This window comes from Acidimicrobiales bacterium (assembly GCA_040219085.1).
GTDB lineage: Bacteria > Actinomycetota > Acidimicrobiia > Acidimicrobiales > JAVJTC01 > JAVJTC01.
The window spans coordinates 18,559-39,566 of the sequence record JAVJTC010000034.1 but is presented as its reverse complement, the minus strand read 5'-3'; the positions used below and the strand labels follow the sequence as shown (position 1 = coordinate 39,566).

Below are 21,008 nucleotides of genomic sequence, written 5' to 3'. Positions count from 1 at the left end.
CCGAGGGGGGGTTATCGGAAGACACCACCGCGATCCTTCGCGGATCGAGCCGCACGGGTGTCGGTGGGGGCCCGTGCGGTTCGAAGAGCACGCTAGCGACGCAACGCGAACCGGGTGCTTCCATCTTGTGAACGCAGTGAGTCCAATCCCTCACGGCAGATGACGGGCCGTCCCCTCACCGCACCCCAGACGCCACGTTCAGGCCGTGATCAACGATGTTCCGCTCGATCCGAGCTCGCGCCACCCGGGGCCGCGGGTGAGCTACGCCGGTTCGCGATCACCATCGTCGACCCCGAGGCGCTCCAACACCCGGGAGGCGATCATCGGGCCGACCTCGAGGCAGTCGATCTCGTCGCCCAGTCCGACAGAGTCGGCACCGGGCCCGGTGACGAAGATCCGGCCGTCGAGACGGTGGTCCCCGCTCCGCTGGCCCACGTAGTGGCTCAGGACGCGGCCGACGGACGGCGATGACACGTCGCCGATCGGCTCATCGCGATTCCAGTCGACGAGAAGGTCGGGAAGGTCGACCAGGTGAGGCCCTTCGTAGATGTCGGAGACGCGGATCACGCGATTGACGACATGGCGACCCGTCCCGTGTTCGACGAGAGCTTCGAATTGCTCCGTCAACATCGCAATGGTGTCGTCCACCTCGTGCGTCATTACGCGCCCCTGTGGTTCGCGGCCGGCGAGGTTGAGGCGGATGCCGCTGTACATCGTGTTGTTCACGTGGTGGAAGAACCGCGAGCGGGCCCGGTTCTGCGCAGCCTGGGCCTTCACGGTCTCCGAATTGCGACGACGCACGTAGTAGCGGTCCAGTAGGCGCCCCGGGACCAGGGGACGCACGGCCGCCTTCGCCCGCTGGACGACCCGGGACAGATGCTCGGTGCCGGACTGCTCCGAAGCACCCTGATCGAGCCGGCGCAGGATCTCGGGGACGAGGTGATCTCCGTCGTGGTGTGGACCCATCCCGTGGCTGAGTAGGACGAACACGAGTGCGCCCGCAGTGGCCTCCAGAAGACGACCCAGCTCGGTGTCGAGGGCCCTGTAGACGTCGACGAGTGGGTCGCCGAGGTGCGCCCGCAACTGTGGGTCGTGGTCCACGTAGTCCGGGTCATGGACCTTCCAGAACTGATGACCGACACAGTGGCTCTCGGCGTGGACGACCTGGACGAGGTCGAAGTCCGCCCGCGCGAGCTGGTCGAGGACGATGTCGGTGCGCGTCGCCGGGCCCGTCAATAGTTGGTCGCGCAACTCCGCCCATCGGCCCCGGGCGATCACCGCATCGCACATCCCCGGCGTCACATGGGCTCCGAACCGGTCCAGGATCCGGTGGGCCTCCGCCTCCGGAACCGTCACGAAGTCCAGACACCGGTCGTGGGTGCCCCAGTCGACGATCTGCACGCCACCGAGATCCGGGCGCGGGATCGTGAACGGGATGTCCACGTTGCACACACGTCCTCCGGCCTCCATCAGCGGCTGCCACCAGGGCTTTCCTTCGATTCCCAGCGGGCTCACGTCGACGACGTCGTAGCTGCCCGGTCGGAGCTGCGCGTAGCAGTGACGGCCGTGGACCGAAGGTGGGGTGGCCGTGATGAACGACGGCCAGACGCCGCCGACGACGAAGCCGACCGGGTTGCGCACCACGGCGTTGGCAGCCTCATCGAACAGCCGCTTGAGATTCGGCATCTCGCCACGTTCGGCGAGCTCACGGGCCAAGCCGGGATCCATGGCGTCGAAGCCGACCATGACCACAGCGGGGGTCTCGATGTCAGTGGCGGATCCGTGCATTTGTGACGTCTCGGATGTCGTGGCCTGGGCAGTCGAAAGTACCAGCCCACGCGGGTGCCACTACGGTCTTGGCGGCCCCCATCGACACGCGAGGAATCGGGACGGCGATGACCACGGTCGACGAGTTCAGAATCGACATCCCACAGTCGTCGCTCGACGACCTCGACCGCCGGCTCGCCTCGATCCGCTGGCCCGGAGACGCCGACAACGACAACTGGCGCTACGGGACCCCCCGCCCCTATCTCGAAGAACTCGTCGATCACTGGCGGCACCGCTACGACTGGCGGGCCCACGAGGCGGCCATGAACGAGTTGCCGCACTTCCGCACCGAGATCGACGGCTTCCCGATCCATTTCATCCATGTACGGGGCAAGGGTCCGGACCCGCTGCCCATCGTGTGCACCCATGGTTGGCCGTGGAGCTTCTGGGACCTCCGGGGCCTCATCGGGCCACTCACCGATCCGGTCGCCCACGGACTCGACGCCTCCGACTCCTTCGACGTGGTCATCCCGTCGCTTCCCGGATTCACGTTCTCGACGCCGCTGTCCGTGGGCCACTACAGCACCCGTGACGTGGCCGGCCTGTGGGTGAAGCTCATGGTCGACGTGCTCGGGTACGACACGTTCTGCGCCCAGGGCGGCGACTGGGGCGCCCATGTCTGCACGGAACTCGGCCACGCCTACGCCGACCGGATTCACGGCCTCCAGATCACGATGCCCGCGTTCAACGGCATCGACCGCGAGAACATCGACCCGGCTGACTGCGACCCCGGCGAAGAGGACTACCAGGAGCGCACGCGGGCCCGCCTGGCGTTCGCCAAGGCCCACTCCGCGGTCCAGGGCACCGACCCGCAGTCGCTCGCGTACGCCATGCACGATTCCCCATCTGGTCTGCTCGCCTGGCTCGTCGAGAGGCGCCGGAACTGGAGCGACTGCGAGGACGACACCGGTCACCGTGACGTCGAGCGCCGCTTCAGCAAAGACGAGCTGATCACGCTCGCCTCGCTGTACTGGCACACCGACAGCTTCTGGAGCTGCCTGCGCATCTACTACGGCCGCTTCTCGGTGCCGTGGAAGCCGGCACATGACCGCTCCCCCATCGTCGAGGCGCCGACGGCCATGGCCGTGTTCCCCGGTGATCTCGTCTTCACACCGCGCAGAACATGTGAGCGGGTCGCCAACATCGCCCGCTGGACCCTGCAGCCCGCCGGAGGCCACTTCGCCGCCGCCGAGGAGCCCGACCTCGTCGCAACCGAGGTCCGGGACTTCTTCCGCCAGTTCAGGGGCTGACCCAACACCGAAGACCGGCTCGTGAATGCAAGATCGGTTGTACACCTCTCTCCTGTGGGGAAACCTGTTCTCGACGGATCGGGGGGTCACGGTGAACGACGGGGACGAAGGATCGGGTCGCAGCAACTCGGACGGGGGTTCGCCACTCGACGACGAGGAGTGGCTGAGCGACGACGCTCCACGATCCTGGTCGAACCCCGACTCCTACGAGCCAGGCGGACGACACCACGACATCTGGCTCGCCAACGCAGTCGAGTCGCACTGCCAGGAGTGCGACACTCTTGCGCACGCGGTGACACTGCACCGCAGCTTCGCCGACGTGCTCGCCGCGGACGATCGACGCCTCGAGTTCCTCGAGCGCGAGTACGGCGACACCCGTGGCGCCGACATCCGGGCGGCACGAGCTGAGATCGCCCGCCGACTCACAACCGAGCGCATCAGCGCGGCGACGATGGCCCAGAGCCTCGTCGAGTGCCGGATTCACTCGTGCGGGATGTCCCTCGACGACGCCATGGCCGATCTCGGTGAGCTCATCGACGAGGTACCCGTCCCGCCCGAGGTCTCCTGGGAGGGCGATCTGGAGGACGCCCCCGACGACCTTCCGCTATCCGAGACCGGCGTCGAGACCGAGGTCGAGCCGATCGGTGTCCCGGACCGGGATCCCCGCGACGAGATCTGCGAGCCGTGTCGTGAGGACTACGACGCTCTTCGGGACGCCCAGCGGCACCGCTCGGCTCTCGACGATGCGAATCTCCTCGGCGAGCTGCGCTCACCCGAAGCGCTGGTCGACGCCGAGGAGGCCGAGTGGCGTGCCCGAATCCGACTCCGCTACTGCCGCGACCTCCTCTGCGACCCCCCGAGCGACGCCGAGCGATTCACGAACATGGAGAGCGCCGTCAACTCACCCGAGATCGCCGAGGAGATCGCCTCGGTACGTCCCACCAGCGACTGCCCGCACTGCCAGGCCCTCTGCGACGAGATCGCCTACAAACGACACTTCATCGTCGCCTGCGCCAGACGAGCGGCGAGAGACCGACGGCGTGCCCTCGATGCCGACGGATTCGAACGCCGGGAGCTGCTGCGCGGCGCGGACAACGACGAGCGGGTGGCCCGCCGCGCGGAGTCCAGGCTCGCCATTCTGAGGGAGCTACTCGAGCGGTGCGAGCGCGAGATGTGTCCCGACATCGCCGGGATGGCCGACGATGAGGACGACGAAACCCGCTCAGCGACCGAGGACGCGACCATCGGGATCGGATCCGAAGTGGAGGCCGCCGTCGCCGCCGTGGAGGCCGAACTGGACGCGCGGGAAGGCGCGGATGACGTCGCCGAGGAGCCCGAGGTCGCGCCGGCGACGCCCGAAGAGGTCCAGGCCTGGCGGTCGGGGGAACCCGTCCCCAAGGAGCGCTGGGACGCGGCGAGGGCGATCGGATGGGCGGGGCCCTCGTTCGGCTTCGCTCTGGAGCCCCGGTCGGACCAGGCCATGCACCCGGACCACCTGCGGGCCCGATTCGCCGCCGAGGACGCACTCCGGGCCTACGGGTTCGACGTCGAGGGGATGTTGACCTTCTCTCCCGGGAACTGCCAGAGGGATCCGGATCCCGACAGCCTCGAGAAGCACCGGACGGTCATGCGCTTCCCGCTCGATCAGCACGGGCGGCCGATCGATATCCGCGTACCGCTGTGGATGCGGCGTGATCAGGTCCTCGCCGGCTGGTTCGTCATCGATCTCGCGTATCACGAGTGGGAGCAGCGAGACGACGAGCTCGATCCCGAGAGCGAGGTGCGGTCCTACAGCGGTTGGAGCTGCTACCTGCGGGTCTGGGACGTCCGGCGGAACCTTCCGAGGATGATCGTCGGAAGCGACCACGACACCGACGATCGGTCGACCTTCCGAACCAGCGTGCTCAACGCGGTCTATGAGGCGTTGGTGTCGATCACCGACAGCCAGCGGGAGATCAGAAGGCGCGAACGCCTGGCGAGGGTCGGCGACCCCGACCCGCTGTGGGACGACAGCACCGGTTTCGTCGAGGACCGCACGGTCCGCCGAGACGCGGGACCGCCCCCGCCGCCCACCGGCACCGACGACACCCCCGCCGGTGAAGGAGACGATGGCGGCGGATCGAAGTTCAAGTTCCCGATCATCATCGGTGGCGTCGTCGTGGCCGTCATCGCCGTCGTCGTCGGCGTGATCGCCCTGTCCGGCGGCGGTGACGACGACGAGACAGCATCGGACCCGACACCTACGGCTACCGCCTCCGCCGAACCGACCCCCGAACCCACGCAGGAGCCCGACCCCACCCCGGAGCCGACGGAGGAACCCGACGCCACTCCCGAACCGACCCCGGAGCCGACGCCTGAACCCACCCCCGCGGGCCCGGATCTGAGCCGCTACCAGGAGGTCGTCGCCCGATTCGCCGGCCCGGACGGCGCCGCGCAGTTCCTGGTGATCGAAGACGACCCCGACGAGGACGAGATCACGTTCTCCATCGTCGGCGTCGACGGGCAACCTCTCCCCGGTTCCCAGATAGACCAGGTGTGGTCCGCGATCATCCGCCTCGTCGACGAGCGCGTGCGCCGGCTGATGAACGCCTCGGCGTTCCCCTGCGGCGGCGTCACCGACGAGTACCGCGTCACGTGCCCGATCGGAGCAGGGCCCGCCCCTGAGGGTGAGTTCGTCATGGTCGGCGTGGAACTGGCCGGACCGATCGGCGAGGGCGCGCGCAGCTTCACCTACGGGCTCGCCTTCGACGACGCCGAGGACGACACCGACTACTCCGCCCCGCCCGAGTTCGACGCCGACTTCTTCGATGGAACCGAGTTCTGGTACCGCCTCGAGATCGACGAGGACGGCGACCGCCAGATGCACGCCGACGGCTTCAGCGACGGGATCCCGGGGCTTCCCCGCTACTCCGCTGCTGCGGTCATCGAGTTCGACGACACGCTCGTGTGGCTGATCCCCCGCGAGGAACTCCCCGACGGTGAGCTCAGCTACCGCGCCACCGCCTTCCACAACGACGGCGAACCCGGCGCGATCCCCGATCCCGCCACATCGGGCGGCGACATCAGCGGCGCCGGTATCGACGACCCACTTCTCCCTGTACCGGGAGACGTCGTCGACTTCGACGCCGACGACACGATCCCGCCCGACATCGACGGAAGCCAGCCCCGCGAAGCCTTCGACGGCGACCCCGACGAGCACCTCACGCGGGTCCTGCTCGAGGAGTTCTTCACCCGCGTCGACGCCGCGCTGGCGAGCGGCGACCGTGACGGCGTGATCGCGACGGTGATGCCTCAACTCCTGGCCGGGCCGAGGGGCGCCCAGTGCATCGCCGAGCTCGAGGCGTCGCTTCTGCAGGCGGACTCGGTCGCTCTGAACTCCGTCCCGGCGGGGCCCGATCTCACCAACGGCTTCCCGCTGTACACGGCCGAAGCCCAGATCGACTACCCGACGGGCACGACCCCGTGGACGCCTTTCCTCGCGCCGGGACCGGGCGGGCGCCTCTACCAGCTACTCGGTTCCTGTATCTAGCGATCGTTTCGGCGGCGGACCCCGACGGCTCCCGGCGCGCTGTCTAGGCGGGTTCGAGGCGCACCAGACAGCTGTGGGCGGCGGTCGCCTGCCCCCACGACGACGTCGGCCTGTCCGACGTCACGACGTTGACGTTGCCGCGGCGGCAGTGGCCGTCTACGTCGACGTCGAGCCAGCGGCCGTTCTCGATGACCAACACCCCGTCGGCCACGTCCGGCGTCACGACGATCCGTGCCGCGCACGAACCGCGATCGTTGACGACCCTGACCTCCTGACCGTCGCTGACGCCCACGTCCCGTGCCGTCACGGCATTGAGCCGAGCCGGGGGTACTTCGGCTTCGAGCGCTGCGAACTGGGAGTGGAGCCGCGTCGAGGGCATCGGCGTGACGAGGTGCAACTGTCCCGGCGCAGCCGAACCCAACCACTCGGTCGGCTCGTACCACGCCGGGTGCACGCGGGCCCCGGGTCCGAGAAGGTGCTCGGCTTCGCCGACGGTGATCTCGAGTCGTCCCGACACGGTCGGGAGTGGGCAGCCGTCGGGGTCCGCCAGGAACGCCGCGAGCCGACCGGTCGGCCCGGTGGCGCTACGTTCGATCAACCCATCAGCGACGGCGACCTCCCACGTGGGTGACGAGAGGGTTCGTTCGCTATGGCCTTCTCGTAGAACGACTCCATCCACGCCTCGGGGTCCCGGCCGCCGGTGAACTCGTGTTCGACACCGAGGCGGCGCGCCATCGCCACGAAGATCTCGTGGTCGTCGCGGGCGTCACCGGGCGGTGGACCGACCGGTGTGGTCAACACGATGTGACGCCCGGTCGACGCGCCGCCGATGTCGCGGCGCTCGGCGCCCAGAGTCGAGGCGAGGACCACGTCGGCACGGGCGGCGGTCGCGGTCAGGTAGGGCTCGTTGACGATCACGGCCTCGGGCCGCGTGAAGGCACGCGACAGCCGGTTGAGATCCTGGGCGTGGTGGAACGGGTTGCCCCCGCACCACCAGACGAGGCGGATGTCGGGATAGGTGGCGCTGGCGCCGTCGAACATGTACCGCCCACCCGGCGACTCGAGGGCATCCGCTATGCGCGACACGGGGATGGTGACTCCCACGGGGTTGGCACCCCGGGGAAGCGCCGGAAGGCTCGGACGCACGACGGGGTCGCCGATCGATCCCATCGAGCCGTACCCGAACGCGACGCCACACCCGGGTCGACCCATCTGGCCGATGACGACGCCGAGCGCGAGCAGCGACCACACCGCCTGTTCCCCGTTCTCGGTGCGCTGGGTCGACCAGGTCGCGTTCACGAGCGACCGGCGCCGCCCCAGGGCCGTTGCGAGCCCACGGATCACATCGGCGTCGACGTCGCAGATCGATGCGGCCCACGTCGCGTCCCGTGGAGCACCCCTGTCGTCGCCGCGGAGGTAGGCGAGGAACGGTCCGAGGTCGTTCGCGAGGAGCGGAGCCGAAGCCGCCGACGTGGTAGCGCGGCCGACCAGCTCCGAGGCGAGACCGATCATCATCGCGGCGTCGGTCCCGGGGCGCATGGGAATCCACTCGGCGCCGAGCTCGCGGTCGAATCCGCCCCGGAGTGGGCCGATCGTGACGAACCGACAACCCCGGTCGCGCAGTGCGCGCAGCGATGGCCTGTAGAGGTGTTCGGTCGGCCCGCCGCCCGCGACCTGGGTGTTGCCGGCGGGGAACCCCCCGAAGCTCACCACCAGATCGGTGTTGGCGACGACCTCGTCGAGTGGGGGTGCGATCCGTTCGAGCTCTGCTTCTGAGAGGCCCGTCACCCGGGGAGCGACGACCTCCGCGGCACCGGTGCTGTAGGTCCCGACGCTGTCGACGTAGCCCCCGAGGCAGTTGAGGAAGCGCTTGAGTTGACTCTGGGCGTGGTGGAAGCGCCCCGCGCTGGCCCACCCGTAGGAACCGGCGAAGATCGATTCGTTTCCGTGAGCGTCGCGGATCGTCTCGAACGCCTCGGCGACGATGTCGAGGGCGCGGTCCCATTCGACGGGGAGGAGATCGTCCACGCCGCGACGTTCCGGGTGGCTGAGGACGCCGTGGTCGAGCCATGACCTGCGAACCATCGGAGCGAGGACCCGCTGTGATCGAAGGGCGTCTGCCGGTAGTCCGATCGTCGAGGGGTCGGGATCGGTAGGGGTGCCGCGCAAAGACCCGTCGGACCCGATCTCGTACGCGCCCCAGTGGGCGAGCGCCACTCTCCTCATAGGCCGAAACCCTTCCTCTCGCACGATCCCGTGCGGCAGTGCCAGTCTCCCACGGCGCGCCGGCGCGACCGCCAGGTTTTGCGGGACGTCGTCGTCGCCCAGGACGACACTTCCCGTTATCTCACAGTCGAAGTCGTCGTCGACCAGGACGACGTCGCGGCCGGCCGAGGCACTCGGACTCCGAACCGTGACACCAGGCCTGCGCTGCGCCCGCTCCGAGTAGCGTTCGCGCGGATGCACAAGGTCGCCCTCCACGGGTCACTCGTGGCAAACGTGATCCTCTGGGGGTTCACCTTCCCGGCGATCGCCAGGATCCTCGAGCACGTGGACGCGATCCAACTCACCACGATCTGGGTCACGGCCAACGCCGCGGTGTTCGCCGCGCTGATGTACAGCCGGCCAGCGAAGCGGCCCCGGGTGACCCGGTCGGACCTCCCGCGACTCCTCCTGATGGGTGTCGTCGCCGTCCCGATGACCCAGATCCCCGTCGTGTACGGCCAACGCTTCCTGTCACCACCGCTCACGTCGGTGATCGTCTCCACGTCGCCGGTGTGGGCCACCCTGTTGGCCGTAGCGCTGCTCTCCGAGAGGATCCGCCCGCGACAGGTCGCCGGCTTCGCCATCGCGCTGTGCGGGGCCACGATCGTGATCCTCGCGGGAAGCGGCGAGACTGAACTCACCGTCGACAACCCCTGGGGCGCCGCGCTCACCCTCGTCACCCCGATCGGCTGGGCGCTCTACACCGTGTTGTCGAAGACGATGACCGACATGGACCGCTACTCGCCGGTGGACGGCGTCGGGCTCGTGCTCGTCGCCGGGGCACTGACCATGATCCCGCTCATGCCGCACGCCGCGAAGGCCCTCGACGACCTACCCGCGTCGGCATGGGGCTGGATGCTCTTCCTCGTGTTCGGCGGGACCGTGGGGCCCTACCTCATCTGGTTCCGCGCTCTGCGGCGCCTCGACGCCAGCCAGACCGCCGCCTACATGTTCGGCGTCCCTTTCGCCGCGCTCGGCGCGTCGTGGCTCGTCCTCGACATCGTGCCGGACGCGATCGCCCTCGTCGGGGGCGGTCTCATCATCGGCGGCGTCGTCGTCGCCCAACTCGCTGCGGACAACTCGAACCCGCCCGAGAGGTCGGCCGCGAATGACGCTCGCGTCGGTAACCGTCGGTAACTAGCGGGATGTGGGTTGCACGCGGCGTTCCTGGCTGAACTCACCTGCCAGCACGCGGATCGCGAGTTGGCCGTTTGCCAACGATGCGACGATTTCGGAGCCGTAGCCATCGGGAACATCGACGCGGCGCTCATAACCACCGTATTCCCACTCGTGCAGCACGAAGTCCCGGGGGCCCGAGCTGCGCAGCTCGGCCCAGAACCGGACGTGGTCCTCCAACAGCTCGACAGTCACGTCGTCTGCGGTGACGCCGGGAACCGGAGCGAGAATGACGAACGCGCCGGGCGCTTCATAGGCATTGACGGGCACGCGCTGCGCCGTCATCGACCGAGCAGTTTCCTCAGTGGTCTCGAGGACCCGCGCGTGGCTGCGCCGCTTCGCGCTCACGCCCCAACACTACGCCCCTGCTCATTCTCGTCAAGGCCCCTGCTCGTTCTCGTCGAGCCAGCCGACGAGCGGCGACCCTCACTCAGTTCAATCCGAGGGCTGAAGGCAGGTCGGCGATGGAGTCGAGAATGATGTCGGGGCGGCCATCGGCATCGGTCATGGCCTCGGGCCGGTACTTGCCCGTCTTGACGAGGATCCCGGTGAGTCCGACGGCCTGGGCCGCGAGTACGTCGTTGTCGATGTCGTCGCCGACCATCGCGACCCCACCGGCGTCGAGACCCAGGGCTTCCAAGGCCGCCCCGAAGAACTCGCCAGAGGGCTTGCCGACCACGGTCGCGGACACCCCGGAGGCCTCTTCGAGCGCTGCGAGATACGCGCCCGTGTCGAGGTTCAGGCCCTCGGCGGTTCGCCAGTACAGGTTCCGGTGCATGGCTACCAGCGCGGCTCCATCGAGCAGCAGACCCAGCGCGTGATTCATCTGGGTGTAGGAGAACTCCTCACCTGCCCCGCCCAACACGACCACGTCGGCATGCTCATCGGCTCCCACCCGGTGGACACCGGCGAAATCGTCACCGAGATCGCCACTGTTGATCACGTAGCAGCGCGCCTCGGGGTACTCGACGTCGAGCCAGGCTGCCGTGGCAGCGGGCGCGGTCATGATCTCCTCGACGTCGACGGCGATCCCTGCGGCGTCGAGACGACCGGCGATGACGTTGCGCGACGCCGAAGTGGTGTTGGTCAGGAACCGCAGCCCGATCCCCGCCCTGCGACACGCCGACAACGCGTCAGCGCTGCCTTCGATCGCCTCCCATGACACCACCAGCACACCGTCGATGTCGACCAGGAGTCCCCGCGGTGTCATCGTCTCGTTCATGCGCCAATGGTCGCGCGCCCCGGGCCGTGGACGCCCGGCACGATGGCGGTCCTCGTCAGAGTGGGCCCGGCGGGGATCGAACCCGCGACCTAACGATTATGAGTCGTCTGCTCTGACCACTGAGCTACGGGCCCGCACGGATCCTAACGGCGACCCCGTGAAGCGACCCGGACGCCCGTCGGCTGCCGGTGCACGACGCGCCGGGCCTACAGGGAGGGACGAACTTGCTCCGGGGGTGGGGCTCGAACCCACGACCCACTGATTAACAGTCAGTTGCTCTGCCAGCTGAGCTACCCCGGAAGGACCGCCGCAGGATACCAGCGCACCGCGCGACGACGACCCCGCGTTTCGACGGCTTCAGTCACCCTCGAGGTAGTCGCGCAGCTTCTCGCTGCGCTGGGGATGGCGCAGCTTCGCGAGCGTCTTGGCCTCGATCTGGCGGATCCGCTCGCGGGTCACGCCGAACTCCCGGCCGACCTCCTCGAGCGTGCGGATCCGGCCGTCCTCCAGACCGAAACGCAGCCGGAGGACCTGCTTCTCGCGGTCGTTCAGGTCGTCGAGGGCGCGGATGACCGCCTCGCCGAGCATCATCCGGGCCGCGGCATCGGCAGGCGCTTCGATCGTCTGGTCCTCGATGAAGTCACCGAGGTTGGAGTCGTCCTCCCCCACCGGTGAGTCCAGGGAGAGGGGGTCCTGGGAGATCCGCAGGATCTCCTGGACGCGGGCCGGTGTCATGTCGACGCGGTCCGCGAGTTCGTCGATGGTCGGCTCACGCTCCAGCTCCTGCATCATCTGACGCTGGATGCGGATCACCTTGTTCATGGACTCGACCATGTGCACCGGAATCCGGATTGTGCGTGCCTGATCGGCGATGGACCGCGTGATCGCCTGGCGGATCCACCACGTGGCGTACGTGGAGAACTTGAAGCCCTTCGTGTAGTCGAACTTCTCGACGGCACGCATCAGCCCGAGGTTCCCCTCTTGGATGAGATCCAGAAGCTGCATCCCCCGCCCGACATACCGCTTAGCGATGGACACCACGAGCCGCAGGTTGGCCCGGGTCAGCTGCCGCTTGGCCTCTTCGCCGTCACGGGAGGCGCGGTAGAGGCGACGACGATCGGCAACGGGCAGGTCCCGAAGCGTGCCCTCCTCGCCGAGCCGCTCGAGTTGAGCGGTGGCGGCCAGACCCGCTTCCATCCGCTTGGCGAGCGAGACCTCGTCCGCGCCGGTCAGCAGCGGTACGCGGCCTATCTCCTTGAGGTAGAGCCGCACCGGGTCCGATGTCCCGCCGGATTCGAGGGTTCGGGCCCACCCGACGGCTGCCATCCGCTTGCGGCGCGCCGAACGGGTGTCGACGTCGAGTTCCTCCAACTGGATGAGCAACTGGGCCACCGACCGGTGGGCTGTCTCCGCCGGCGAGTACTCGGAGGTGGCGGGCTCGCCATCCTCGTCCTCTTCGCCTTCGGTGTCCTCCTCGTCGGCGTCGGGTACCGACTCGTCGAGTTGGATCCCCTCGGACGCGCAGTGCTGGCGGACCGCGACGATGACGTCCTCGGACAGTTCGACTTTGGTGAGGGCGCGCATGACCTCGTCGAGGGTCAACGTCCCCCGCTCGCGGTTCTGTTCGATCAGCGTCGCGAGTTCGGCGTTGTCGGCCACGACCCGCTCGACCGTTCCGGTCCCCTCAGTCATGCGGCTCCCCTGCGGTCGGTAGCAAACCTACCAACTGCTCGGCCACGCCGATCTCGAAGTCGGAGTCCTGAACCTTCTCGAGCACCGCCTGGACCTCGGCCATGCGACGGGCGATCTCCAGATCACCGCTGCGCCGCGCAGCCGCCGCCAGATTCGCCTTCTCACGCTCGCCCACGTCGAAGAGGAACAGAGACAGGGCACCGTCTGCATCCTCGGGAGCGTCGAGCACCGCCATCTCGGCGAGCAGAGGCCTCAGCGCCGCGTCCTCGACGGCGAGGGCCTCGGCCACCGAGCCGGCCGCCGAGATCGCCCTGAACGCGCGGGCGCTGATCTCGCGGTCGAACCAGGCGGCGTCGAGGTAATCCGGTATCGACCCGGACCGGTGCAGCGCCAGGAGCAGGACGGGCATCTCCCGGGGCGCCGGGCGTGCCACGGCGACGTCGACGTCGACGGACCCGCCGTCGTCGGGCTGGTTCGGCACTCTCCGGCCGTCGTCGACGTGCTCGGGCTCCTCGTCCCGGCGCCTGCGGCGACGCGGTTCGACCGGCTCGGGTTCGGGAGGCACGACCAGGTGACGGAGGCGGTCGATGTCGACCCGGCAACGGTCGGCGATCGTCATGAGGTACTGGTCCCGCACCAACTCGTCGGGGTGCTGGTCCACCAGGCCCTTGGCGCGGGCGGCCGCCCGGGCCCGACCCTCCGCCGAGGACAGGTCAGCGGCCCCGAGGATGCGCTCCACCCTGAACTCGAGGAACGGACGGGCCCCCTCGACGGCGGCGACGAGGGCCTCGGGGTCCGAACGGGCGAGATCGCCGGGGTCCGCGCCGCCCGGGAGCTCCGCGACGGCCACGGTCAACTCGTGCGTCTTCTCCCATGCGTATATGCGCTCGGCCGCCGCCTGGCCGGCCGCGTCGGCGTCGAACGCGAGAACGAGGCGCCGCGTGTACTTGGCCAGCAGCTTGATGTGATCGTCTGTCAGCGCGGTGCCGCACGTGGCCACGGCCCGACCGATACCGGCCGTGGCCATGCCGATCACGTCCGTGTAGCCCTCGCACAGCACGGCCTCGTCGATCCGCACGATCTCGTCGCGCGCCCAGTTGAGGCCGTAGAGAAGCTTGGACTTCGCGTACACCGCGGACTCGGCGGAGTTCTTGTACTTCGGTCCGTCGGCCCCGGGCATGATCCGGCCGCCGAAACCCACAGCGGAACCGTCGTGGGTGAAGATCGGGAACAGCACACGCGCCCGGAACACATCCTGGAGGCGCCCCGCACGGTTCTCGAACGCGAGACCTGCGTCGCGCAGCGTGCGCGAGTCCACGTCGATCCCGCTCGCGAGTGCGTCCCAGTCGTCGGGCGCCCAGCCGATCCTGTAGCGGCGGACGAGGTCACCGTCGAAGCCCCGCGAGCGCAGGTATCCACGCGCCGCTGCGGCATCGGGAGCCGACAACAGCCGCTGGTGGTACCACTCGACGGCCTTGTCGACGGCTTCGATCAGCTTCGTGCGTCGTCGGCGATCCCTGCCCTGGTCCACGTCGTCGTAGCGCAACGCGACGCCGGCGCGAGCGGCCAGGCGCTCGACGGCACCGACGAAGTCCAGGCCGTCCATCTCGCGCACGAACGTGATCACGTCACCGGACTTCTGGCATCCGAAGCAGTGGTAGAAGCCCTCCTCGCCGTTCACCGAGAACGAAGGGGTCTTCTCGTTGTGGAACGGGCACAGGCCGCTCCACCGCCGACCGACACGTTTGAGTTGGGTGTGCTCGGTGACGAGGGCGACGATGTCGGTGGCGTCACGGACCCGGGCGATGTCCTCGTCGACGATCCCCATGGCCTAGGGGGCCCTCGTCGTGTCGCCGGCTGGGGTCATGGGTGCACGCTACTACCGAGCCCGCGCACCCGACCCGCGAAGAGCTCACCGGCCCTGGCCGCACGGTCTGTGCCAGGTGATGGGAATTCGCTCGACCAGATATCCGTCAGGTGACGGGAAGTCGCTCGCGCAGATACGCGTCGAGTCGGTCGATTCCCACCCGGTCCTGGTCCATCGAGTCCCGGTCACGCACGGTGACTGCCCGGTCCTCGAGGGTGTCGAAGTCGACCGTCACGCAGTACGGCGTGCCCAGTTCGTCCTGACGGCGGTAGCGCCGACCGATGTTCTGGGTCTCGTCGTAATCACACATCCACGTCGTCTTCAGGGAGTCGAACAACTCGATGGCCGTCGGGCGCAGTTCGTCCTTCTTGGAGAGCGGCAGCACGGCGACCTTGTAGGGGGCGAGGCGGGGATCGAGGCGCAGGACGGTGCGCGTGTCGTCGTTGACGACGTCCTCGTCGTAGGCCGCCAGCAGGAACGCCATCATGGACCGGGTGGCGCCGGCTGCCGGCTCGATCACGTGGGGCACGTAGTGCTCACCGGCCGCCTGGTCGAAGTACTCGAGGCGCTCACCGGAGTGCTCCGCGTGCTGGGTGAGGTCGTAGCAGCCGCGGTTCGCGATGCCCTCGAGCTCACCCCACCCCCAGGGGAACAGGAACTCGACGTCGGAGGTCCCGGAGCTGTAGTGGCTCAGCTCGTCGTCGTCATGGGGGCGGAGACGCAACTTGTCTCCGGGGATCCCGAGGTCGTGGTACCACCGCATCCGCTCGTCGCACCAGTAGCGGTACCAGTCCGCGGCCTCGTCGGGCGGCACGAAGAACTCGAGCTCCATCTGCTCGAACTCGCGAGTCCGGAACACGAAGTTCCCGGGGGTGATCTCGTTGCGGAACGACTTGCCGATCTGGGCGATGCCGAACGGCGGCTTCTTGCGGGAGGTCTCGAGGACGTTCTTGAAGTTGAGGAACATGCCCTGGGCCGTCTCGGGCCGGAGGTAGACCTCGTGGCCCGAACCCTCGACGGGACCGGCGTGCGTCTTGAACATGAGGTTGAAGTCGCGTGCCTCGGTGAAGGGGTCGGCCGCGCCGCAGTTCGGGCACGTGGCCGTGTCGGCGAGTTGGTCCTCGCGGAACCGCTCGTGACAGTTGCGGCAGTCCACGAGCGGATCGCTGAAGCCGGCCAGGTGGCCCGACGCCTCCCACACCGCCGGCGGCGACAGAATCGACGCATCGAGACCGACGACGTCGTGGCGCAACTGCACCATCGTGCGCCACCACGCGTCCTTGACGTTGCGCAACAACAGCACCCCGACGGGTCCGTAGTCGTAGGCGGAGCGGAACCCGCCGTAGATCTCGGCGGACTGGAAGATGATGCCGCGGCGCTTGGAAAGGTTCACGACCTTGTCCATCAACTCCTCGGGGCTGATGGCGCGCGCTTCGGCATCGGATTCGGCGGTCGTCATGGGCACGAAGGCTACCGGCGCGATGGTCGTCGGCCTGTACCTCTCGTGGTACAACAAGCGCCGTGGTGGACACGACGATGACACGTGACCCGCGTCGGGTCCTCGGACGGCGCGTCGGTGCCTACGCCATCGACGCCCTGATCGGCTTCGGGATCTCGCTGATCCTGTTCTTCGCTCTCGCGGAGCGGATCGACAAGCCACCTCTGCTCGACGGCGACCTGGCCTGCGACCTCATCGAGAGTTCGGAATCCGCATCTCTGTGTTTCGCCGGCGGCGACACCCTGTACTACGCCACCGACTCCCAGGCGGCGCTCATCTTCCTCATCCCCGTCGGCTACTGGTTCCTCCTCAACGGCATCGTGCAGGGTCTGACCGGTGCCACGATCGGCAAGGCGATACTCGGGCTGCGGGTTGTCGACGAACAGGGCGCCATCTGTGGGATACCCAAGGCGTTGGGGCGCACCATCGTCGGGATCGTCGACTCCCTGCCGACCGCCATGGGCGTCGGGTTCCTTGTCGCCGTGAACCGTTCGGACCGGCGCCGTCTGGGCGACATGGCCGCGCGGACCAACGTCGTCCGCTCCTACGACGTGGGATCTCCGCCGAACGTGGCGGTGTCACAGCCCACGACGTGGACGCCGCCTCCGCCCGGCCAGGGCATGGGTCAGACGCCGCCGCCACCCGGCCAGGGCATGGGTCAGACGCCGCCGCCGACCCAGATGCCCGCCCCGTCGTCACCCCCGGCCCCTACGCAGTCCGGCGACGTGCCGGCCGGCGCCGAGGACGGCCCCGTGTGGGACGCGGCCCGGGGACGCTACGTCCAGATCCAGGCTGGGTCTGGCCGCCTCCTCGAGTTCGACGACGCCACGCAGTCCTGGCGTCCCGCGAACTGAGCTCAGCCGAGGCTCAACCCGACGGTGCCACCGAGCGAAGCCGCCGCTCGACGTGGTGCTCCACCGCGGTGACGCCGAGTCGCTCCACCGTCGAGCTCACAGCCGCCGGCGTCGTGTCCATGACCGTCGCGAGACGTCCGGAGAGGATCGCAGCCAGGACATCGAGGGTCTGCGCGTCGATCGCGACGCCGACCCGGTGCGCCTCGCAACGGGTCCCGCCTCCCTCGACGTCGAAGGACACGAGTGGGCCGGACGACCCGCACGCGACGCAGGCGTCCACGATCGGGGCGAAGCCCGCGTGGGCGAGCGCCTTCCACAGGAATCCCGCCAGCACGAGCGGTGAGTCGTGTCTCGCCAACGTGCGCAGTGCACCGGTCACCATCTCGAACAACTCGGTGTCTCGATGGTGCTCGAGTGAGAGCAGGTCCGCGACCTCGAGAACGGTCGTGGCCGCATGGAGACGATCGAGATCGGTACGCAGGGCGTCGTGATGCTCGACAGCCTCGACCTGGGTGACGGTCTCGAGTTGCCCGCGTCCGACGTAGAACTGCGCGTCGACGTGTGAGCCCGGTTCGAGGCGCGCACCGAACTTGGAGCGGGTACGACGAACGCCCTTCGCCACGGCGCGGATCTTTCCCCTCTGGCGGGTGAGCACCACCACGATGCGGTCCGCTTCGCCGAGCTTGTACGTACGGATGACGACTGCGTTGTCGCGGACGACGCGGCTGCGATCGTTCACGATGCGGCGACGCCGCCGAAACGTCGTGAACGGCGTTGGAAGTCCGCGATGGCGCCGAACAGGTGCTCCCGACGGAAGTCGGGCCACAACACGTCGGAGAACACCATCTCGGAGTACGCCACCTCCCAGATGAGGAAGTTCGACAGGCGGTACTCCCCCGAAGTACGGATCACCAGGTCGGGATCGGGCACGTCGGGCGCATACAGATGGGCGGCGACCAGCGACTCGTCGACGTCATCGGGCGCGACGCCCGACGCGACGATGGCCCGCACCGCGTCGACGATCTCGGCGCGTCCCCCGTAGTTGAACGCGACGTTGATCGTGAGACCGGCGTTGGAAGCCGTCTTCTTCTCCGCCGCGACCATGTCCTTGAGGACGCCGGGTGGGAGCTTGCGGTCGCGGCGACCGACGAAGCGCACCCGGACACCCCGTTCATGGAGTTCGTCGACGCGACCGCGCAGGATCTTGCGGTTGAAGTTGAGCAGGAACCTGACCTCGCCGGCGGGTCGCCGCCAGTTCTCGGTCGAGAAGGCGTAGATGGTCAACCACCGCAGTCCCAGGTCGATGGCACCGTCGACCACGTCGAAGAGTGCCTCCTCCCCCGCCTCGTGGCCGGCCGTGCGCGGCAGATCCCGCTGGTTGGCCCAGCGTCCGTTCCCGTCCATGACGATTGCGACATGGGCCGGGAGTGCCTCCCGGTCGAGTTGATCGAGCGTCGTCGTGATGACCGGAGTGTCCCACACGGACGTCGTCCCGATGGGACATGAACTCCCTGCGCTCCGCCACATGAACAACATGAGCTACAGGGCCACCATCCACCACCACGCGCGAGTTTCGTCATAGATTCACCACATGGGTGTTCAGGGTCACACCGGTTCCCGCCAGGCGGACTGGGTGACGGCGCTGCGCTACTACCACGGTCACCAGCCGCGGTCGGTGGTGCGACCGACGGTCGTCCTGTACGGCCTGACGATCACCGTCATCGCCCTCGTCACGCTCCTGGCCATCGCAGGCGTCATCGGCTGATCGCCGCGGCCGGATAGCCTCCGGCGCGGTGAACCCACCTGACGTCCTCGCCACCCTCGACGTCGTCGTCGACGCCCTGGCGACAGGTGGCGAGACACGCCCCGGCCAGCGCGAGATGGCCGAGGCCGTGCACTCCGCTATCCGCACCGGCCGACACCTCGCCGTCGAGGCGGGTACCGGCACGGGCAAGTCGCTCGCCTATCTCGTCCCCGCCATCCTCAGCGGGCAGAGAGTGCTCGTCGCGACCGCCACGAAGGCCCTCCAGGACCAACTCGCCGGCAAGGACCTCCCGTTCCTCGCGACGCAACTCGCCGAAATCCGAGAGGATCCCCTGCGGTTCGCGGTGCTGAAGGGTCGCTCGAACTACCTGTGCCGCCAACGCGTCAGCGAGATCGCGGGAGACGGGACCCAGCTCGTCCTCGACGATCTGGCCGGCGACGCCGACGGCGACGAGATCGCCCGCCTCATCGCCTGGGGCGACACGTCCGAGAGCGGCGACCGGGCGACCCTCGACGTCGAGCCCGACCCGGGTGCATGGAGCGCGCTCAGCGTGTCGGCCCAGGAGTGCCCGGGGCGCCACCGGTGCCCGTCAGGAGGCGTGTGTTTCGCCGAGAAGGCACGCGACGCGGCCGACGCCGCCGACATCGTGGTGGTCAACACCCATCTCCTCGGTGTCCACATCGCCTCGGGCGGCGTCGTCCTGCCCGAGGCCGACGTGGTGATCGTGGACGAGGCCCACCAGCTCGCCGACATCGTGTCCGCGACGACGGGTGTCGACCTCTCCGCGGGCCGACTGGCGGGTCTGGGCCGACTCGTCTCCTCGGTCATCGACGACCCCGGTCGCATCGAGGACCTCAATGCGGCCGGAGGGCGTCTGCGCGACGAGCTCGAGCCTCTCGTCGGGAAGCGCACCCCGGGCGACGGTCCGCGTGACCTGCTCGAGGCGCTGGGCGTCGCCCGCACCCGCGTGGAGGGTGCCATCGAGGCCCTGCGCAGGGTCCCCGACGGCGTGTCCGCCGACGTGGAGGCGAAGAAGCGACGGGCGATGTCGGCCGCCACCGCACTCGCCACAGAGCTCGCCCTCGCATTGGCCCGTCCCGACGACCACGTGAGCTTCGTCGAATCGGGTCCCGGACGTTCACCACGGCTGCGCCTCGCCCCCCTCGACGTCGGCGACCTTCTCGGCGACATGTTGTTCTCGACGGCGACCACGATCCTCACCTCGGCGACCCTTCCGGCGAGCCTCCCGGCCACTCTCGGCCTGGGACCCGACGACCACGACCACCTCCGGGTGACCAGCCCCTTCGACTACGCCGAGCAGGGCATGTTGTACTGCGCGGCGCACCTACCCGATCCCCGCTCCCCCGACCACTCCGAGGCGCTGAACGCCGAGTTGGAGGAGTTGATCCTCGCCGCCGGTGGGCGCACCCTCGCCCTGTTCACGAGCTGGCGCCGGATGGACGAGGCGGCCGAGCATCTCGACGGTCGCCTGCCGTGGCCGGTCCTCACCCAGCGGGACCTACCGAAGATGGCGCTGGTGGAGGCGTTCCGGTCCGACCCGCACACGAGTCTGCTGGCGACGATGGGTTTCTGGCAGGGCATCGACGTGCCCGGCGACACGCTCACCCTCGTCACGATCGACCGGATCCCCTTCCCCCGCCCCGACGACCCCCTCCTCTCAGCGCGGCGCGAGGCCGCAGGATCGGCCGCCTTCGCCACGATCGACCTGCAGCGCGCGTCGATCCTGCTGGCTCAGGCCGCGGGACGCCTCATCCGCCGACGCGACGACAGGGGCGTGGTCGCCGTCCTCGACAAGCGTCTCGCGACGGCGAAGTCCTACCGGTGGACCCTCATCGAGGCACTCCCGCCGTTCCGGCGCACGGCCGAGCGTGACGAGGTCCTCGCGTTCCTGCGCCTCCTTCGTGACGGCTGACGGCGGCGCCGTCGGCCTCTTCACTGTCGTTCTCTCGGTGCTCGGCGGGACCCTGGCGGGCGATCCTCGCGGTGGCCCCGACGGGGCCAATCCCTTCCGAGCTCCCGTGCGTAAGGTGAGGTATGCGGGA

General features: G+C 68.7%; 16 protein-coding genes and 2 tRNA genes. 6 read left to right on the top strand and 12 right to left on the bottom strand.

Features of this window, described 5'->3' with window-relative positions; genetic code table 11:
• Positions 1–261 precede the first annotated feature (261 nt).
• Complete coding sequence (locus tag RIE08_14850; GenBank protein MEQ8718885.1) at positions 262–1,788, bottom strand: alkaline phosphatase family protein; 1,527 nt, start codon at positions 1,786–1,788, stop codon at positions 262–264.
• A gap of 107 nt (positions 1,789–1,895) precedes the next feature.
• Between RIE08_14850 and RIE08_14845 the strand changes: the two genes are divergently transcribed.
• Both RIE08_14845 and RIE08_14840 read left to right on the top strand, forming a co-directional pair.
• Complete coding sequence (locus RIE08_14845) at positions 1,896–3,077, top strand: epoxide hydrolase (protein ID MEQ8718884.1); 1,182 nt, start codon at positions 1,896–1,898, stop codon at positions 3,075–3,077.
• Between the two features lie 91 nt (positions 3,078–3,168).
• Positions 3,169–6,606 (top strand): hypothetical protein, encoded by a 3,438-nt coding sequence (locus tag RIE08_14840; protein ID MEQ8718883.1) that lies wholly within the window; start codon positions 3,169–3,171, stop codon positions 6,604–6,606.
• Positions 6,607–6,649: 43 nt separating this feature from the next.
• Here RIE08_14840 and RIE08_14835 read toward each other — a convergent pair whose 3' ends face one another.
• Together RIE08_14835 and RIE08_14830 are read right to left on the bottom strand one after the other, a co-directional pair.
• Positions 6,650–7,204, bottom strand: a complete 555-nt coding sequence (locus tag RIE08_14835; GenBank protein ID MEQ8718882.1) for a molybdopterin dinucleotide binding domain-containing protein — start codon at positions 7,202–7,204, stop codon at positions 6,650–6,652.
• Positions 7,201–9,087, bottom strand: coding sequence for a molybdopterin-dependent oxidoreductase (locus RIE08_14830; GenBank protein MEQ8718881.1), 1,887 nt, complete (start codon positions 9,085–9,087; stop codon positions 7,201–7,203). The genes RIE08_14835 and RIE08_14830 overlap by 4 nt, the downstream gene beginning before the upstream one ends.
• Between RIE08_14830 and RIE08_14825 the strand changes: the two genes are divergently transcribed.
• Positions 9,067–10,008: a DMT family transporter gene (locus RIE08_14825; protein MEQ8718880.1), complete on the top strand. Its 942-nt coding sequence runs from the start codon at positions 9,067–9,069 to the stop codon at positions 10,006–10,008. The two genes, RIE08_14830 and RIE08_14825, sit on opposite strands and share 21 nt — an antisense overlap.
• Here the strand turns inward: RIE08_14825 and RIE08_14820 are convergent, their stop codons facing one another.
• The 7 genes from RIE08_14820 to RIE08_14790 form a co-directional block, all read right to left on the bottom strand.
• Complete coding sequence (locus RIE08_14820) at positions 10,009–10,395, bottom strand: Hsp20/alpha crystallin family protein (protein MEQ8718879.1); 387 nt, start codon at positions 10,393–10,395, stop codon at positions 10,009–10,011.
• Positions 10,396–10,477: 82 nt separating this feature from the next.
• Positions 10,478–11,269 carry a TIGR01458 family HAD-type hydrolase gene (locus RIE08_14815; GenBank protein MEQ8718878.1) on the bottom strand — a complete coding sequence of 264 codons (792 nt, stop codon included), beginning with the start codon at positions 11,267–11,269 and terminating at the stop codon, positions 10,478–10,480.
• Positions 11,270–11,330: 61 nt separating this feature from the next.
• A tRNA-Ile gene (locus RIE08_14810) sits at positions 11,331–11,403 on the bottom strand.
• Positions 11,404–11,496: 93 nt separating this feature from the next.
• Positions 11,497–11,569: transfer RNA gene (locus RIE08_14805), tRNA-Asn, on the bottom strand.
• A 57-nt stretch (positions 11,570–11,626) separates the two neighbouring features.
• Positions 11,627–12,961 carry an RNA polymerase sigma factor RpoD gene (gene rpoD / locus RIE08_14800; GenBank protein ID MEQ8718877.1) on the bottom strand — a complete coding sequence of 445 codons (1,335 nt, stop codon included), beginning with the start codon at positions 12,959–12,961 and terminating at the stop codon, positions 11,627–11,629.
• Positions 12,954–14,789, bottom strand: coding sequence for a DNA primase (gene dnaG / locus RIE08_14795; GenBank protein ID MEQ8718876.1), 1,836 nt, complete (start codon positions 14,787–14,789; stop codon positions 12,954–12,956). Before dnaG ends, rpoD begins: the two co-directional genes overlap by 8 nt.
• 145 nt (positions 14,790–14,934) lie before the next feature.
• Positions 14,935–16,287, bottom strand: coding sequence for a glycine--tRNA ligase (locus RIE08_14790; GenBank protein ID MEQ8718875.1), 1,353 nt, complete (start codon positions 16,285–16,287; stop codon positions 14,935–14,937).
• A gap of 77 nt (positions 16,288–16,364) precedes the next feature.
• On the opposite strand from RIE08_14790, the gene RIE08_14785 reads away from it, so the two are divergent.
• Positions 16,365–17,180: an RDD family protein gene (locus RIE08_14785; protein MEQ8718874.1), complete on the top strand. Its 816-nt coding sequence runs from the start codon at positions 16,365–16,367 to the stop codon at positions 17,178–17,180.
• A 13-nt stretch (positions 17,181–17,193) separates the two neighbouring features.
• On the opposite strand, the gene recO is transcribed toward RIE08_14785, so the two are convergent.
• Both recO and uppS read right to left on the bottom strand, forming a co-directional pair.
• Entirely contained in the window at positions 17,194–17,919 is a 726-nt protein-coding gene (gene recO / locus RIE08_14780) for a DNA repair protein RecO (protein MEQ8718873.1), read from the bottom strand.
• Complete coding sequence (uppS, locus tag RIE08_14775; GenBank protein MEQ8718872.1) at positions 17,916–18,662, bottom strand: polyprenyl diphosphate synthase; 747 nt, start codon at positions 18,660–18,662, stop codon at positions 17,916–17,918. The genes recO and uppS overlap by 4 nt, the downstream gene beginning before the upstream one ends.
• 109 nt (positions 18,663–18,771) lie before the next feature.
• Here uppS and RIE08_14770 point away from each other — a divergent pair, with 109 nt between their 5' ends.
• Both RIE08_14770 and RIE08_14765 read left to right on the top strand, forming a co-directional pair.
• Complete coding sequence (locus RIE08_14770; protein MEQ8718871.1) at positions 18,772–18,945, top strand: hypothetical protein; 174 nt, start codon at positions 18,772–18,774, stop codon at positions 18,943–18,945.
• A gap of 28 nt (positions 18,946–18,973) precedes the next feature.
• A complete protein-coding gene (locus tag RIE08_14765) occupies positions 18,974–20,878 on the top strand; it encodes an ATP-dependent DNA helicase (protein MEQ8718870.1) in 1,905 nt (634 codons plus the stop codon).
• Positions 20,879–21,008 lie beyond the last annotated feature (130 nt).